This is a genomic window from Gelidimonas diazotrophica (assembly GCF_055694025.1).
In genome coordinates, this window is the sequence record NZ_CM146349.1 from 990,467 (window position 1) to 1,007,216 (window position 16,750).

Below are 16,750 nucleotides of genomic sequence, written 5' to 3' on the forward strand. Positions count from 1 at the left end.
TTTCGTCCCGCACAGGATAGTAGCCGGTTTCTTGTTAGAAATATATTCTATTATTTCCAGACGGTAATTTATCTACATCTATATCATGGTAACTGCGCGACGAGACATGAAGTCCCACCTGACAAGACGACTTCTGCGCGTTGTTTAATAGAAAAGCAAATCGATTCGCGATAGTTCTGAAACTGCATGATATGGAGTATGCTTAAAAACACTGAAATTTCCGCTTTATATACATGCAACTAAAAATATACTGGTGAAATTATCTATGGCCTTACGAGCTTTTTGGCGATGAAGGCCGGGCGCTGTTCCCACAGTAGGCTGGCCACGAAAGTTGCTGCTCCCAGCCACAATACGACCACCAGCGCATTGACGTTGATGCTTTCCATTAAGGCTCCGGTCAGCAGCGGCCCGCCGCTGCCGGAGACGCCCCAGGTGGCGTTGATGATGGCGGTGGCGGCGACCAGGCGCCGGCCGGAAAAGCGTTCGCCGCAGGCCACCAGCGACAGCACGTAGATGCCGCCGGCTGCGCCGCCCAGCACATACAGCAGGGTCCACCACAGCCATGGCAGCGTGACTGCAAATGGCATCAGCGGCAGCAGCAGACAGGCGATTAAGCCGCATCCCATGTGGACGCGAGCGCGGCCGACGTGGTCGGCCAGCCAGCCGAGCGGAAACTGCAAGGTGGTGTTGCCGATCAGTATCACGCTAGCAGACAGTAGCGCCTGTTCGACCGAAATGCCGTGACGCATGCCGAACAGCGGCAGCAGGCTTAACGCCAGCGCATCGAACAGCGCGAAGAATGCGGTGCCGAGGATGATGACAGGCATGCGCGGGGCGACGATTTTCCAGCTGGCAGCATGCTCGTCGCCGATGATGTGGCTGCGGTTGGACATCAGCACCAGGCCGGGAATCGATAGCAGAAACAGTGCGCCGCAAGCCAGGAAAGGCCAGTCAATCCGGCCTGCCAGCAGCGCCACCAGGGCTGGGCCGATCAACTGGAACAGGGTGAAAGTGGTGGCGTACAGCGCCACCACCCGCCCGCGTGAGCCATCCGGCGCCAGCTTGTTGAGCCAGGCTTCGCCGACGGTAAACAGTACGCCCAAGGCAGCGCCGAAAATGAAGCGCAACACGCTCCAGTAGATCAAGTTGGTGCTGGTTTGCATCAGCATGGTGGACAACGCGGCGACTGCCACCGCACAGATCATGCTGTTGCGCGGCCCGAAGCGCGCCACCCAGTGCGCCATGAACGGCACCACCGCCAGGATGCCGAGCGCGCCCAGCGCCGTCATCAGGCCGACCACATGGTTGCCCAGGCCGTGCTGATCGAGCGTTAAGGCGGTCAGCGGCAAGGTTGCGCCAAGGCCGAGGCCGACCACGGCCACGCTGACGGTGAGCGCCAGAAAATCCCGCCACGGCAGCGTCTTCATAGCCGCGCTCCTGTTCCGTGAGTGGCGCGTTGGCCGAGCGTGAAAAAGTCGGCAGGCGTCAGAGGTGCATCTGGCAATTCGGTAGTCGGGAAATTGTTTGTCACGGGATGTAGAGTGCTTCTGTCGATAGGGGGGAATGGTGTTGGCGGTTTTATGCAACCCGGCGTGGGGTGATTTTAACAGCGCTGGCCAGCTGCCCTTGCATGCTCCCTCTCTCCCGGCCTCTCTCCCACAAGCGAATCGCATGGCGATTCGGGCACCAGGAAAAGCCATGCCGGGAGAGAGGAGTAAAACAGTGGATTGCCAGTTGGTGCGCTGCAAAACGTTTTGTTGTGACAAATTTCTACCAGCCGCGTTATGCTGATTTTCCTGATACTTTTATGGACCGTGTTATGGATCGTGTTAAGCCCAGCCCACTCGTCATCGTTCCTGCTTGCACCATGCAGCAAGGCGCGCATCCTGGCTATGTCGCGCAAATGAAATATGTCGATGCGGTATTGACCGGCGCTGCTTGCCTGCCTTTGATTTTGCCTGCCTTGGGCGAGCGTATCGACTGGGATGCGTTGTTGTCCGCGGTCGATGGCGTGATGCTGACCGGGTCGCCTTCCAATGTGCATCCCAGCCATTTCGGCCAGAGTGTTTTTGATGCTGCATTGCCGCTTGATCCGGCGCGGGACGCGACCAATCTGCCCTTGATTCGTGCCGCGCTGGAGCGTGGGTTGCCGTTGTTTGCGATCTGTCGCGGCATGCAGGAAATTAATGTCGCGCTTGGCGGCACCCTGCATCAGGCGCTGCAGGAAAACGCCGGCTTCAGCGATCATCGCGAAGATAAGAACCTGCCGATCGAAGGGCAGTACGGCCCAGCCCATGCGGTCACGCTGATGCCGGGCGGTTTGATGGCGCAGGTGCTGGATGGCGTCACTCGGATTGCCGTCAATTCGCTGCATGGACAAGGCATCGACCGGCTGGCGCCGGGATTGCGCGTCGAAGCGGTTGCTGAAGACGGCTTGGTTGAGGCGTATAGCGTCGAGAGCGCGCCCGGCTTTGCGCTGGCAGTGCAGTGGCATCCGGAATGGCATTTGACTGAAAATCCGATTTCCATGAAGTTGTATGCAGCGTTCGGCGCAGCTTGCCGACAATATCAGTCGCAGAAAACAGCTGCGACCTAAGTAGTTAAGTAGTGCAGGCCTCCGTGCCTGCATGCAGGCACGGAGGCCTGCACTACTTGAAGTACGAAATACATAAAATAATCAAGCAACAATAGAGGAAACTATGTCGATACGTGAAAACTTTTCTTATACGGATATGGATCTGTGGCTCAACGAAAAACGGGTTACGGAAATCGAATGCCTGGTGCCGGATTTGACCGGTGTGGCGCGCGGCAAGATTCTGCCGCGTGGAAAATTTACCCAGGAGCGTGGCATGCGCATCCCGGAAGCGGTATTGGGGATGACGGTGACCGGCAACTATCCGGTGGACGATGGCCCGTATGATCGCGCCATTTCATCGACCGACCGCGACATGATCCTGAAGGCGGACCCGACTACCATCACGATGGTGCCGTGGGCGGTCGATCCAACTGCGCAGGTGATTCACGACTGTTTTTTTGCCGATGGCATGCTGGTTGATTTCGCGCCGCGCTCGGTGCTGCGCCGGGTCCTGAAGTTGTATGCGGACAAAGGCTGGAAGCCGGTGGTGGCACCCGAGCTGGAGTTTTATCTGACCGCCAAGAATACCGATCCCGATTTGCCATTGCGCCCGCCCGTCGGACGTAGCGGCCGTGCCGAAACCAGCCGCCAGGTCTACAGCATCGATGCAGTCAACGAGTTCGATCCATTGTTCGAAGATATTTACGATTACTGCGAATTAATGAATTTGGACGTCGATACGCTGATCCACGAGATCGGTGCCGGCCAGATGGAAATCAACTTCCTGCATGGGGACCCGCTGGGCCTGGCCGACAAGGTGTTCTTCTTCAAGCGCACCCTGCGCGAAGCGGCGCTCAAGCATGACATGTACGCTACTTTCATGGCCAAGCCGATGACGGGTGAACCGGGTTCGGCGATGCATGTGCATCAGAGCGTGGTGGATACCCAGACCGGCCTGAATATTTTCAGTAATCAGGACGGTTCGGCGGCACCCATCTTCAAGCATTACATCGGCGGCCTGCAGCGCTACATGCCGGCGGCGATGGCCATCGTCGCGCCGTATGTCAATTCCTATCGCCGCATCGTGCGGCATACCGCAGCGCCGATCAATATCCAGTGGGGTCAGGATAACCGTACCGTCGGTTTCCGCGTGCCGGAATCCGGGCCGCAGGATCGGCGCGTAGAGAACCGGATCATCGGTGCCGACGCCAATCCTTATCTGGCGCTGGCGGTGACACTGGCGTGCGGCTACCTGGGCATGACCGAGCAACTGGAACCGACTCCGATCACGGTCGGCAGCGCCTACGATCTGAAGTTCGAGCTGCCGCAAGGCTTGCCGGAGGCGCTGCAATTATTGCGCGCGGAAGACAAGCTGCGCGGCGTGCTGGGCGAACGCTTCATCGATGTCTACTCGGCCATCAAGGATCTGGAACACGCGGAATTCATGCGGGTAATCAGCCCTTGGGAACGCGAGCATTTGTTGCTACACGTTTAAGGTAAATATTCGCTACGCGAGGACCGCTTCGTCCCCTCTCCCGGCATGGCTTTTCCTGGTGCCCGAATCGCCATGCGATTCGCTTGTGGGAGAGGGTTAGGGAGAGGGTCTTAGCAAAAATTGCGGCCGCATTATGTGGCAATGCAATCAAGGTTAAGCCTTGTTTTGACCACCTTCGTTCTTGCGAGCACCCTCTCCCCAGCCCTCTCCCGCGCGCGGGAGGGGGCAGTCTAGTAACCATTTAAGACCCTATTGAAGCTATTACATCAAAAATTTCAGGCAAATCATGAACACAAAAACACAAGCCCCAACGGCCGCCGTCGCACCTGCTGCAACCCAGCAGCACGCGCAATACAACACCAAGGCTATCCAGCAGTTGGATTCCGCCCATTTTTTGCATCCATTTACCGACCACAAGGATCTGGCCAGCCGCGGCGCCCGCGTGATGGTCAAGGGCGAGGGCATTTACCTGTGGGATTCCGAAGGCAAGCGCAGCCTGGACGGCATGTCCGGCCTGTGGTGCGTCAATGTCGGCTACGGCCGCAACAGCATTGCGGACGCGGCCTATACCCAGATGCAGCAACTGCCTTTCTATAACAGCTTCTTCAACACCACCAATATCCCGGCGGTGGAACTGGCTAAGGTACTGGTCGAGATTTCTCCGCCGCAGTTCAATCATGTCTTTTTCACCAACTCCGGATCGGAAGCCAATGACACCAACGTGCGCATGGTGCGGCGTTACTGGGATTTGATGGGATGCAAAGACCGTCATGTGATCATCAGCCGCCACAACGCGTATCACGGCAGCACGATGGCAGGTGCTTCGCTCAGTGGCATGTCCGCCATGCACGAGCAGGGCGGTTTGCCGATTCCGGGCATAGTCCACATCGGCCAGCCGTACTATTTGGAAGGCGGCAAAGGCATGACGCCGGAAGAATTCGGCCTGAAAGCGGCTTCCTGGCTGGAACACAAGATTCTGGAAGTCGGCCCGGAAAAAGTGGCTGCTTTCATCGGCGAGCCGGTGCAGGGCGCCGGTGGCGTCATCATCCCGCCCTCGACGTACTGGCCGGAGATCCAGCGCATCTGCGACAAGTACGACATCTTGCTGATCGCCGACGAAGTCATTTGCGGTTTTGGCCGCCTGGGTCACTGGTTCGGCTCGGAATACTTCGGCATCAAGCCGGATTTGATGACCTTCGCCAAGGGTGTGACCTCCGGTTATATCCCGCTGGGCGGCGTGCTGGTGGGGGATCGCGTGGCCAATGTATTGATCGAGAAGGGCGGCGATTTCAACCATGGCTTCACCTACTCAGGCCATCCGGTCGCATGTGCCGCCGCACTGGAAAACATCCGTCTCATTCGCGCAGAAAAGCTGGTCGAAAAAGTCCGTGAAGAAACCGGACCTTATCTGAAGCAGCAATTTGAAGCGCTGGCGGATCATCCGCTGGTCGGCATGGCGGAGGCCTGCGGTTTCGTCGCCGGACTGGTGTTGGTCAAGGAAAAAGGCGCGACTATTTTTGACGCGGTTTCATTCCCGAAAGAAGTGGACGTCGGCATGGTGTGCCGCGGTCACATGTTCGACAACGGCATGATCATGCGCGCAGTCGGGGACCGCATGATTATTGCGCCACCGCTGGTGATGACAAAAGCACAGATCGACGAAATGGTCGCTTTGATCCGGTTCTGCCTGGATGCGACTTTGGCGGATTTGACTGCACGCGGTTTGCGCTGAAATTCGGGAAAACCTCTGTCCACGAAAGTCACGAAAGGCACGAAAAAAACGGCAATGCGTAATGTATGAGTATATTTAATATGCGCAATAAACATATGCGGTAAATGCCATAAAAATGGCTATACTCCATGTTTATTACATAATAAATTTATCTGGAATTTTTTCGTGCTTTTCGTGATTTTCGTGGACAATGTTTAAAAGTTGTTGATTTTCTTGTATTTTTTAACTTACACAGGGGTTATATGATGGCAATGACAGGGAAGCTGCAATTAAGTAAGCGGATCGGACACGGCCTGACAAAAATGGCCGGCATGACGGCGTTGGTGGCAGCGGCAGCAGCGCTGGCAGCTTTTCCGGCAATGGCTGAGGAAGAAAAAGTTCTCAATATCTACAACTGGTCAGATTACATCGCTGACGACACCATCAAGAATTTCGAGAAAGAGACCGGCATCAAGGTTCGTTACGATAATTACGACAACAATGAAATCCTGCATGCCAAACTGGTCGCAGGAAAGACCGGTTACGACATCGTGGTGCCTTCCTCGCACTGGGCCAAGGTGCAGATTGAAGCCGGACTATTGCGCCCGATCGACAAGAGCAAATTGCCGAATCTGGTCAATCTCGAACCCACTCTGCAAGCCCAACTCGCCAAGATAGATCCGAATAACGCACATCTGGTGACGTGGGCCTGGGGTTTTTCCACCCTCGGCATCAATCTTGACAAGGTTAAAAAAGCACTGGGCGATATGCCGATGCCGGCAAATTCCTGGGACCTGTTGTTTGACACCAAGTATGTTTCCAAGCTGAAATCCTGCGGCGTATCGGTTTTCGATTCGGCCTCGGAAGTCATCCCGCCGGCGCTGCATTATCTGGGCAAACCAGCCTACTCGAAAGACCCGGCCGATTACGCAGAGGCGGGCAAGCTGCTGAAGAAAATCCGCCCGTACGTCACCTTGTTCAGTTCCTCCGGCTATATCAACGACATGGCCAACGGCTCGATCTGTCTGGTCTTCGGATATTCGGGCGACATCAATATCGCCAGGCAGCGCGCCATCGAGGCCAGGAAAGGCGTCAAGATCGAAGCCTTGATTCCGAAGACCGGCAGCACCTTGTTTGTCGATACCATGGCGATTCCGAAAGATGCAAAACATCCTGAGAACGCGCACAAGTTCATGAATTACGTGATGCGCCCGGAGGTTGCCGCCGCATTGACCAACAAGCTGTCGTATGCCAACCCGAATCTGGCCAGCCTGAAGTTCGTCAAGAAGGAAATCGCCGACAACAAGACGGTATTCCTGAGTGCCGACGACATGAAAAAAATGATCGCGCCGGATGCAGTCAGCAACGATATCCGCCGAGTGACTACGCGTACTTTCACGCAGTTCAAGTCAGGCCGCTGAAGGCTCCGATGTCCGACGCCGCACGCCGCCGGTATTTGCCGGTGTGCGGCATTTTTCTGAAAAATCACCTGGACAATTTATCTTCTTATGACGACAGAAGCGACTGCCAAGATTGCGCCTGCGGTATCTGCCGACGGCCAGCCTTTTTTGCTGATACAAAATCTGGTCAAGGAGTTCGACGGCGTCCGTGCGGTGGACAGCGTTTCGGTCAGCATCAACAAGGGCGAGATTTTTGCATTGCTGGGCAGCTCCGGCTGCGGCAAATCGACGTTATTGCGCATGCTGGGCGGTTTCGAGACGCCCACCTCGGGCAAGATTGTGCTCGATGGCCAAGATCTGGCACTGGTGCCGCCTTACCAGCGCCCGATCAACATGATGTTTCAGTCGTATGCATTGTTTCCGCACTTGAGCGTATGGGATAACGTCGCATTCGGCCTGCGGCGCGATCGCATGCCGAAACACCAGATTGCCGAACGGGTCGAAAAAATGTTGAATCTGGTGCAGTTGATGGCGTATGCCAAACGCAAGCCGCATCAGTTGTCCGGCGGCCAGCAGCAGCGGGTTGCCTTGGCGCGCAGCTTGGCCAAACGGCCCCAATTGTTGTTGCTGGATGAGCCGCTGGGTGCGCTTGACAAAAAGCTGCGCGAGCAAACCCAGTTGGAACTGGTCAACATCATCGAACAAGTCGGTGTGACTTGCGTGATGGTCACGCACGATCAGGAAGAGGCGATGACCATGGCCTCGCGCATCGCCGTCATGAGCGAAGGCAAGATCCTGCAGATCGGCAAGCCCAGCGATATCTACGAGACGCCGAATTGCCGCTTCGTGGCGGATTTCATCGGCAGCGTCAATCTGTTCGGCGGCACGGTGATCGAGGATGAGCCGGATCATGTCGTGATCCTGTCGCCCGAGTGCAAACATTACGTCGGCCACGGCATCAGCGGCACCATCGGGATGGCGATTTCGGTCGGCATCCGCCCGGAAAAAATCACCATCAGCCCGACCGCGCCGCCGGGCGATCCCGCCGCGCAGACCAATTACGTGCGCGGCGAACTGGTCGACTGGGCTTATCTGGGCAGCATCACCGTGTATCACCTGAAGCTGGCCAGTGGTGCGCGGCTCAAGGCCGAGGTCGCCAACCGCCAGCGCCACGCCGAATACCAGCCGCAATTCAAGGATATGGTGTATGCCAGCTGGGACCAGGACGACATCATCGTGCTGACTTCTTGAAGCTGCAGGAAAAATCATGAAAAAATTTTCGGGCTGGTTCAGCGGACGCCGCTTCGTCATCGGCATTCCTTATCTGTGGCTGCTGCTGGTATTTCTGGTGCCGTTCCTGATCGTGTTTCGCATCAGCGTGGCCGATGTCCAGAGCGCTGCCGATCCGTTCGGCAGCCTGTTTTCGTACACCGATGGCAGTGCGACGCTAAAAATAAAGCTCGCCAATTATCTGTTCATCGCGCAGGACAGCCTGTACGCGCTGACGTACCTGAGTTCGCTGAAATACGCTGCGGTGACCACGCTGCTGTGCCTGCTGATCGGTTATCCGTTCGCCTATTTCCTGGCGCGCTCCCGGCCGACCATCAGAACCACCTTGCTGATGCTGGTGATGCTGCCGTTCTGGACCTCGTTCCTGCTGCGCATTTATGCGTGGAAAGGGATACTGGCCTCGAACGGACTGCTCAATAATTTTCTTCTCTGGCTCGGCGTAATTGATGTGCCGCTGACTTTGCTGCACACGCCGTTTTCGCTGGTGATCGGCATGGTGTATGCGTATCTGCCGTTCATGATCCTGCCGCTGTATGCGACTCTGGTGAAGATGGATGTGCGCTTTCTGGAAGCGGCCGCCGATCTCGGCTCGACTCCATGGAAAACTTTCTGGCTGGTGACGGTGCCGCTGTCGAAGTCGGGCATCATCGCCGGCTCGATGCTGGTATTGATCCCGTGCGTGGGCGAATTCGTGATTCCTGAATTGTTGGGCGGGCCGGAAACTCTGATGATCGGCCGCGTGCTGTGGGATGAATTTTTCAGCAATAACGACTGGCCGATGGCTTCTGCGGTGACCGTCATCATGATTTTGCTGATTCTGTTGCCGATGGCGATCTTCAACAAATACCAAGCCAGACAACAGGAGGGCGACGGCGCATGAATGGGTTTAAGAATAACACCGGCTGGTTTGGACGCAGCTGGCTGTCGGCCACCTACCTGTTTCTGTATATCCCGATCGTGGTCCTGATCGTGTTTTCCTTCAACAGTTCGCGCCAGTCGATGCAGTGGAGCGGATTTTCGCTGCAGTGGTACGCCGGCCTGATGGACGATGCTGAAATCATCGCCGGCTTCGTGCTGTCACTGAAAATCGCGGTGTTGAGCGCCTTTGCCTCCGTCATCCTCGGTACTTTCGCCGCCTTTGTGCTGAACCGCTACCGCCAGTTTGCCGGCCGCACGCTGTTTGGCAGCATGGTCAGCGCACCGCTGGTGATGCCGGAAGTCATCATCGGGCTATCGCTGCTGCTGCTGATGGTATCGATGCAGCGCATGCTGGGTTTTCCGGAGCGTGGCATGTTTACGATCTGGATTGCGCACTCGCTGCTTGGCATGGCGTACGCGACCGTGGTGGTGCAATCGCGCCTGCGCGACATGGACAAATCGCTGGAAGAGGCGGCCATGGACCTGGGCTGCAAACCGCATCAGGTATTTTTTCTGGTGACCTTGCCGAACATCACGCCGGCTTTGATGTCGGCCTGGCTGCTGACGTTTACCTTGTCGCTCGACGATGTGGTGCTGTCGGCATTTTTGTCGGGGCCGGGTTCATCGACCATGCCAATCGTGATTTTTTCGCGTGCGCGTCTCGGGCTCGATCCGCGGGTCAACGCGATCGCCACCCTGACCATCCTGGCAGTCGGCATCGGCGTATTGGCGTCTAGCCTGTATATCGCCCGCGCCGAACGGCAGCGCCAGAAACAGATTTCGGCAGCGACACGCGGTGTGTCGCAGTAATTTTCATATCAAGGAGCAGCATCATGCAAAAGCAAAAAACAGATTGGCACGCACAAGCAGCCGCCACGCAATTCGACGGCCGTGCTTTCATCAATGGCGAGCGGGTGGCGGCGCAATCGGGCGCTACCTTCGAATGCCTGTCGCCGGTGGATGGCCGCAAGCTTACCGACGCGGCGCGTTGCGATGCGGCCGATGTCGATGCCGCGGTGCTTGCGGCCCGTGCGGCTTTTGACGATCGGCGCTGGGCCGGTCTGGCGCCTGCTGCGCGCAAACGCATCCTGATCAAGTTTGCCGATCTGATGCTGCAGCACCGCGACGAACTGGCGCTGCTGGAGACGCTCGACATGGGCAAGCCGATCAAGTACAGCCGCAGCGTGGATGTGCCTGCCGCCGCCAACTGCATCCGCTGGTACGGCGAAGCGATAGACAAGATTTATGATGAAATCGCCCCTACCGCCGATACCGCATTGGCGCTGATTACGCGTGAACCGGTCGGCGTGGTGGCCGCCATCGTGCCGTGGAATTACCCGATGATGATGGCGTCGTGGAAGATCGCCCCGGCACTGGCCGCAGGCAACAGCGTGGTGCTCAAACCTTCCGAGAAATCGCCACTGAGCGCTTTGCGGCTGGCTGAAATCGCACTGGAAGCGGGCATTCCGGCCGGCGTTTTCAACGTCGTGCCGGGTTACGGCCATGAAGCTGGCAGCGCGCTGGCGTTGCACATGGATGTCGATTGCATCGGCTTCACCGGCTCCACCAAAGTCGGCAAGCTGATTTTGCAATACGCCGGCCAATCCAATTTGAAACGGGCCTGGACCGAGTTGGGCGGCAAGTCGGCCAATATCGTCTGCGCCGATTGCCCCGATCTGGATGCGGCGGTGAAAGCATCGATCGGTTCGATCTACTTCAATCAGGGCGAAAGTTGCAACGCGCCTTCGCGCCTGTTCGTGGAAGAATCGATCAAGGCGGAATTTCTGGCCCGCGCACTGGTCATGCTGCCGAATTTTCAGTCCGGCGATCCGCTCGATGAAGCCACCGTGATGGGCGCAATCGTCGACAGTATCCAGCTTAAAACCGTGCTCGGTTATATCGCATCCGGCCAGGCCGAAGGCGCCAAACTGGTGTCCGGCGGCACGCAGCAGCGCACCGAATCCGGCGGCTATTACGTCGCGCCAACCTTGTTCGACGAGGTGAACAGCAGCATGAAAATCGCCCGCGAAGAAATCTTCGGGCCGGTGCTGTCGGTGATCGGCTTCACGGATTTGAATGACGCTATCCGTCAAGCCAATTCCACCGCGTATGGCTTGCAGGCGGCGGTTTGGACCGCGGATATTACCAAGGCGATCCAGACTGCACGCGCGTTGCGCGCCGGCACCGTGCATGTGAATTCCTATGATGAAGATGACATCACGGTGCCGTTCGGCGGTGTCAAGCAATCCGGCAACGGGCGCGACAAATCGCTGCACGCGCTGGAAAAATACACGGAACTGAAGACCACCTGGATTCGCATCGGCTAATGCCCATTGGCGCATTGCGCGCCAGACTTTTGGCCGCGTAGATAAAACCTGCAGCGCAAGAATGTTGCAGGTTTTATGCCAGTATTTTTATAGATGGTTTATCCACATGCGAGAAATGCAATGTTTTTGCATATACTCCATAGTTGTATTTGACGCTGAAACCGGCGCTAATTTAAACGTAAATACCAAATTTTTTAAACCACTGCACAGGAGCGTCCCATGTTGCGTCGTCACGTTTTACGTTTTTGCATAGCACTTGCCATTGCTCCGTTATCGGCCGGATTCGCCGCAGCGCAGGAAGTCATCAAATTGTCCACCACCACCAGCACGGAAAATTCCGGCTTGCTGACCTACCTGCTGCCGCAATTCGAGGCCAGCACCCATACCAAAGTGCATGTGATCTCGGTCGGCACCGGCAAAGCGCTGGAGCTGGCAAAAAACGGCGATGTCGATGTGACGCTGGTGCATGCGCGGCCTTCCGAAGACAAGTTCATTACCGCGGGATATGGCGTGGACCGGCGTGACGTGATGTACAACGATTTCATCATCGTCGGACCGGAAAACGACCCGGCCGGCATCCGGGGCAGCAAAGACGTGATCGGCGCAATGCAGAAAATTGTCGATAGCGAGGCCAAGTTCATCTCGCGCGGCGACAACTCCGGCACCGATCAAATGGAAAAAGTGTACTGGAAAGATGTCGGCGTCAAGCCGCAAGCGCCATCGTACATTTCTGCCGGTCTCGGCATGGGGGAAGTCCTGACCATGGCGGCGCAATTGCAAGCGTATACCCTGACCGACCGCGCAACTTATGGTGCCTATCGGGCCAAAACCGGTTTGGCGGTGGCGGTGCAGGGCGATCCGAAAATGTTCAATCCCTACGGCATCATCGCAGTCAATCCTGCCCGATACAAAAACATCAATTACAAAGGAGCAATGCTGCTGATTAACTGGATCACGTCAGCCGAAGGGCAAAAGAAAATTGCCGATTTCAAGGTTGATGGACAACAGCTGTTTTACCCTTCGGCAACTAAATAATTGCCAGGCAAATTTCCTGGTAGTGCGGTCCGATTGTCATCAAATCGTCATACGGTGCGACTACAGTCAATAGTGTGGGCGATAGTCTCGGCTATCGCTGTATATTGACGCTTTATTTCATAAAAAACACCGCCGAAATCCCGTTTCATCCAAAGTACGGCTGCTGCATTTGCAGCCTGTTTGACTTTGGCCGGGGTTCGGTACGCGATTGAATACGAGAGGGTTGCATGTTTGCTGCAGTGGATTTGGGTTCGAATAGTTTTCGTCTGCATATCGGTGTGCATGACGGCGAGACGATACGCATAGTCAAGAGTTCGCGCGAGCCGATTCGCTTCGCCGCTAGCCTGGATCAGAATGGCTTTTTGACCGCGCAAGCGATGCAGGGCGCGATAGAAACCCTGCGCCGTTTTAACGCCGTATTGGCAGCCTTTCCGCTGCATGCGATCAGGGTGGTGGCAACCAATACTTTTCGGATCGCCAAAAATGCGGCCGACTTTTTACCGCTGGCGGAACAGGCTATCGGATATCCGATAGAGATCATTTCCGGCGAAGAAGAAGGGCGGCTGATTTACATGGGCGTCGCGTGTTCGGTGGCGGTCGCCAGCGAGCGACGGCTGGTGCTCGACATCGGCGGCGGCTCCACCGAGCTGATTCTGGGGCGCGGCCCCGACATCGAGCATGTCGAGTCATTCGGCATCGGCACTGCCAAGCAAAGTCTGGTATTTTTTCCTAGCGGCCGCATCGATGCTGTGACTTTCGATGCTGCAATACTTTCCGCCCGCAGCCATTTCGAAGATGCAGCGCCGCCCTATCACCCCGACAACTGGACGATTGCCTACGGCTCTTCCGGCACCATGCGGGCGATTTCGGATGCGATTCTGAAGAACGGTCTCGGCGATGGTGCGCTGTCGCATGCCAATCTGGATGCTCTGCGGCAGCGCCTGATTGCCTTTGGCAGCGTCGATAAGATTGATTTGATCGGCTTGAAACCGGAGCGTGCGGCAGTGCTGGTGGGTGGATTGTCGATTTTGATCGGCGTGATTCAGGAGCTTGGCATCTCCAGCCTGCGGCCGATTGCAGCCGGATTGCGCATGGGCGTCATGTGGGATTTGTATTTGCGCTCCACCCGGCGCGATCGGCGCGAGCAAACGGTGCGCGATTGCCTGCAACGTTTTCATGTGGTGGAAAAGCGCGCCAACAGCGTCGCCGCCATCGCCGTCGCCCTGTACCGGCAACTGAAACCGGCATCAGATGCCCTCGGCAAGCAGCTCTACTGGAGTGCGCTGCTGCACGAGATCGGCCTGGCGGTGTCGCAGACCGATTATCACAAGCACGGCGCTTACCTGATCGAGCATGCCGATTTGCCCGGCTTTACGACCCGCGAGCAAAAGCTGATGAGTCGCCTGATCCTGGCGCAAAAGGGCAACCTGCGTAAAGTCAGTGAGGTTTTATCCAATCCGGATTCGGCTAAGGCGGTATTGGCGTTACGTCTGGCGGTCATATTCATGCATTCGCGCATCGATTTGGACGTCAGCAGCTTGCGCCTGAAGATGAAAAACCGGATCGAACTGGATCTGAGCCGTGACTGGATCGCGAGCCATCCGACCATTTCTTACTGGATGGAAAAGGAAATCGATTGCTGGGAAGATGTCGACATCGATTTCGTTATCAAGCGCACTGCGTGACACCTAACCTCTAGCCCTCTAGCCCTCTAGCCTTTAATCCCGCGGGCGTTCCAATGCGGCGTCCGGGGAGTAATTTAATACTTGCATAATCCTATTTAATTTTATATATTATTTATACTATTTATTGGAGTATGAAAATGAACAAAAATCCTGTGCCAAAATCAGAGAACTCTGTCCACCCTGTTGCAGACAAATCGGCGCCAGTCGTAGTCAAGGCAGCGACTGCAGCGACTGCCGCAGCGCCGTCCAAGACGGATGCGGCGGTCAAAGTTACGCGCGTTGGCAGGCCGCCTGCCGCTAAAAAAACAGCTGTAAAAACGGCTGTAAAACAGACGGTGGTTCCCAAGGCCGTCAGAAACACGGTGGCGAAGGTTGCCGCACTCGCAGTCAAACGGCCAGCAGCAGCCAAGCCAGTGGCAGCCGTCAAGGAAAAAGCCAAAAAAGCCAAACTGGTCAGGGATAGCTTCACCATGCCGGAAGATGAGTTCTCCGTTCTGGGGAAAGTCAAAAAAGCAGCGCTCAAAGCCGGTTTCAATGTCAAGAAAAGCGAATTGTTGCGCATCGGCGTGGCGCTGGTCGATCAGTTGAGCGTGGCCCAATTGCAGAGCGCATTGGCTGGCCTGATGCCATTGAAGGCAGGGCGGCCGAAGAAAGACAAGTAATTCAACTTTGCAGCAAGGCGGGCAAGTATTGCTTGAAGTATTGCTTGCCGCCTGCCAGTGACCTTATCCTGCAACCGCACCATACAGTTGTTGCAGGATCTCGCGTCCAATCGCGCTCAAGGGGACGGTTTTTTCGACCGCGCCGCGTTTGACCGCTTCCTTCGGCATGCCGTACACCACGCAGCTTTCCTCATCCTGGGCAATGGTGCGGGCGCCGGTTTTGCGCATCTCCAGCAAGCCGGCGGCGCCGTCGTCGCCCATCCCGGTCATGATTACGCCCAGCGCGTTGGCGCCGGCGCATTTCGCCACCGAGCGGAACAGCACATCGACCGACGGCCGGTGCCGGTTGACTAACGGCCCGTCGATGACTTCGACAAAATACTGGGCGCCGTTGCGCCGCAATAGCATGTGCTTGCCGCCCGGTGCGATCAGCGCCTGACCCTGAATCACGCGATCATTGTGCTGCGCTTCCTTGACGGCGATCTGGCACAGTGCATTGAGCCTGGCGGCAAACTCGGCGGTGAATTTTTCCGGCATGTGCTGCACGATGACAATCCCGGGCGACACCCGGGGCAGCGTCACCAGCACTTTTTCGAGCGCCTGGGTGCCGCCGGTCGACGTGCCGATGGCCACCACCCGCTCGGTGGTCTGGATCATCGCTCCGTGGCTGCCGGCCGGCAGCAAAATGACGTCTGCACTGTATTTTTCGATGACCATCAGCCGTTTCACATTGGCGCGCGCTGCCGTTTTGACTGCCGTGATCAAGTCATTCGAGCTATCGTTCAGGAACTGCTTGAGCCCGAGCTTGGGCTTGGTGATGATTGCGACCGCGCCGGCGGCGAGCGCCTCAATCGAGGTTTTTGCGCCGGCCTCGGCCAGCGTGGAACAGATCACGACCGGCGTCGGCCGTTCATGCATAATTTTTTTCAGGAAGGTGATGCCATCCATGCGCGGCATCTCGATGTCGAGCACAATCACGTCCGGCCACTGGTTTTGCATGCGCACCATCGCCAGTAGCGGGTCTGCTACCGCGCAGATGACTTCAATCTCCGGGTCTGCTGCGAGCAGGCCGCTGACTACCTGGCGCACTACCGCCGAATCGTCCACCACCATTACTTTTATACGGTTCATGCCGTCTGCTCCTCTGGTGCCAGGCGCGAATCGGCCAGCTTGACCTGGCGCGCCCAGACGTCGCCATTGCTGACATCAAAGATAATCTGCCGGTGGCCGATTCCGAACAGGCTTTCGGAAACAATCGGTATCCGGTGCGAATGCAGCAGCGCACGTGCTGCTTCGCCATTTTTTTTGCCGACGTTGCGGGCATCGGCCCGGGTTTGCCCTGGAAACATGTTGCCGCCGCCAAAAATCTTGCCGACGCATTCGGCAGGCTTGACGTTAACATGGGCCAGTTCCTGCAACATCAGCAACATGACATCCTCGCCATAGCGCCCATCCAGTTCGCGGCCGGAAACGGTGCCGCGGCTGGGCAGCAGGAAATGGGACATCGCTCCGATCCGGTGCCTTGGATGCCAGAGTGTGATCGACACGCAAGAACCGAGCAGCGTGCGAATCCTGTAGCTGGCATCACCGACGAAATGCTCGCCGGGCTGCAAGAAAACTTCGGTCAGGTTATTAGTGGTGGTCCGCTGCAT

Annotated in this window: 14 protein-coding genes; 11 read left to right on the forward strand and 3 right to left on the reverse strand. The window is 56.8% G+C overall.

Annotated elements, in window-relative coordinates; translation table 11 throughout:
• Positions 1-263: 263 nt before the first annotated feature.
• On the reverse strand, positions 264-1,700 hold the full coding sequence (locus tag KGFNPO_RS04620) for an MFS transporter (protein ID WP_472633317.1): 1,437 nt from the start codon (positions 1,698-1,700) through the stop codon (positions 264-266).
• Positions 1,701-1,819: 119 nt separating this feature from the next.
• Here KGFNPO_RS04620 and KGFNPO_RS04625 point away from each other — a divergent pair, with 119 nt between their 5' ends.
• The 11 genes from KGFNPO_RS04625 (at position 1,820) to KGFNPO_RS04675 (ending at position 15,098) form a co-directional block, all read left to right on the forward strand.
• Entirely contained in the window at positions 1,820-2,596 is a 777-nt protein-coding gene (locus tag KGFNPO_RS04625; protein ID WP_472633318.1) for a gamma-glutamyl-gamma-aminobutyrate hydrolase family protein, read from the forward strand.
• Positions 2,597-2,699: 103 nt separating this feature from the next.
• Complete coding sequence (locus KGFNPO_RS04630; protein WP_472633319.1) at positions 2,700-4,070, forward strand: glutamine synthetase family protein; 1,371 nt, start codon at positions 2,700-2,702, stop codon at positions 4,068-4,070.
• Between the two features lie 286 nt (positions 4,071-4,356).
• Positions 4,357-5,802: an aspartate aminotransferase family protein gene (locus tag KGFNPO_RS04635; RefSeq protein WP_472633320.1), complete on the forward strand. Its 1,446-nt coding sequence runs from the start codon at positions 4,357-4,359 to the stop codon at positions 5,800-5,802.
• 302 nt (positions 5,803-6,104) lie between these two features.
• Positions 6,105-7,202, forward strand: a complete 1,098-nt coding sequence (locus tag KGFNPO_RS04640; RefSeq protein WP_472634387.1) for a polyamine ABC transporter substrate-binding protein — start codon at positions 6,105-6,107, stop codon at positions 7,200-7,202.
• Positions 7,203-7,289: 87 nt separating this feature from the next.
• Positions 7,290-8,432 (forward strand): ABC transporter ATP-binding protein, encoded by a 1,143-nt coding sequence (locus KGFNPO_RS04645; RefSeq protein WP_472633321.1) that lies wholly within the window; start codon positions 7,290-7,292, stop codon positions 8,430-8,432.
• Positions 8,433-8,448: 16 nt separating this feature from the next.
• The gene (locus KGFNPO_RS04650) at positions 8,449-9,351 is read left to right on the forward strand and encodes an ABC transporter permease subunit (protein ID WP_472633322.1); all 903 of its coding nucleotides are present in this window, start codon (positions 8,449-8,451) and stop codon (positions 9,349-9,351) included.
• Positions 9,348-10,199 carry an ABC transporter permease gene (locus KGFNPO_RS04655; protein WP_472633323.1) on the forward strand — a complete coding sequence of 284 codons (852 nt, stop codon included), beginning with the start codon at positions 9,348-9,350 and terminating at the stop codon, positions 10,197-10,199. The genes KGFNPO_RS04650 and KGFNPO_RS04655 overlap by 4 nt, the downstream gene beginning before the upstream one ends.
• A 23-nt stretch (positions 10,200-10,222) precedes the next feature.
• Positions 10,223-11,716 (forward strand): aldehyde dehydrogenase, encoded by a 1,494-nt coding sequence (locus KGFNPO_RS04660; RefSeq protein ID WP_472633324.1) that lies wholly within the window; start codon positions 10,223-10,225, stop codon positions 11,714-11,716.
• Positions 11,717-11,935: 219 nt separating this feature from the next.
• Complete coding sequence (locus KGFNPO_RS04665) at positions 11,936-12,751, forward strand: ABC transporter substrate-binding protein (protein ID WP_472633325.1); 816 nt, start codon at positions 11,936-11,938, stop codon at positions 12,749-12,751.
• 227 nt (positions 12,752-12,978) lie between these two features.
• On the forward strand, positions 12,979-14,436 hold the full coding sequence (locus tag KGFNPO_RS04670; protein WP_472633326.1) for a Ppx/GppA phosphatase family protein: 1,458 nt from the start codon (positions 12,979-12,981) through the stop codon (positions 14,434-14,436).
• Between the two features lie 137 nt (positions 14,437-14,573).
• Positions 14,574-15,098, forward strand: coding sequence for a hypothetical protein (locus tag KGFNPO_RS04675; protein ID WP_472633327.1), 525 nt, complete (start codon positions 14,574-14,576; stop codon positions 15,096-15,098).
• 63 nt (positions 15,099-15,161) lie between these two features.
• Here the strand turns inward: KGFNPO_RS04675 and KGFNPO_RS04680 are convergent, their stop codons facing one another.
• Entirely contained in the window at positions 15,162-16,229 is a 1,068-nt protein-coding gene (locus KGFNPO_RS04680) for a protein-glutamate methylesterase/protein-glutamine glutaminase (protein ID WP_472633328.1), read from the reverse strand.
• A complete protein-coding gene (locus KGFNPO_RS04685; RefSeq protein WP_472633329.1) occupies positions 16,226-16,750 on the reverse strand; it encodes a chemotaxis protein CheD in 525 nt (174 codons plus the stop codon). The genes KGFNPO_RS04680 and KGFNPO_RS04685 overlap by 4 nt, the downstream gene beginning before the upstream one ends.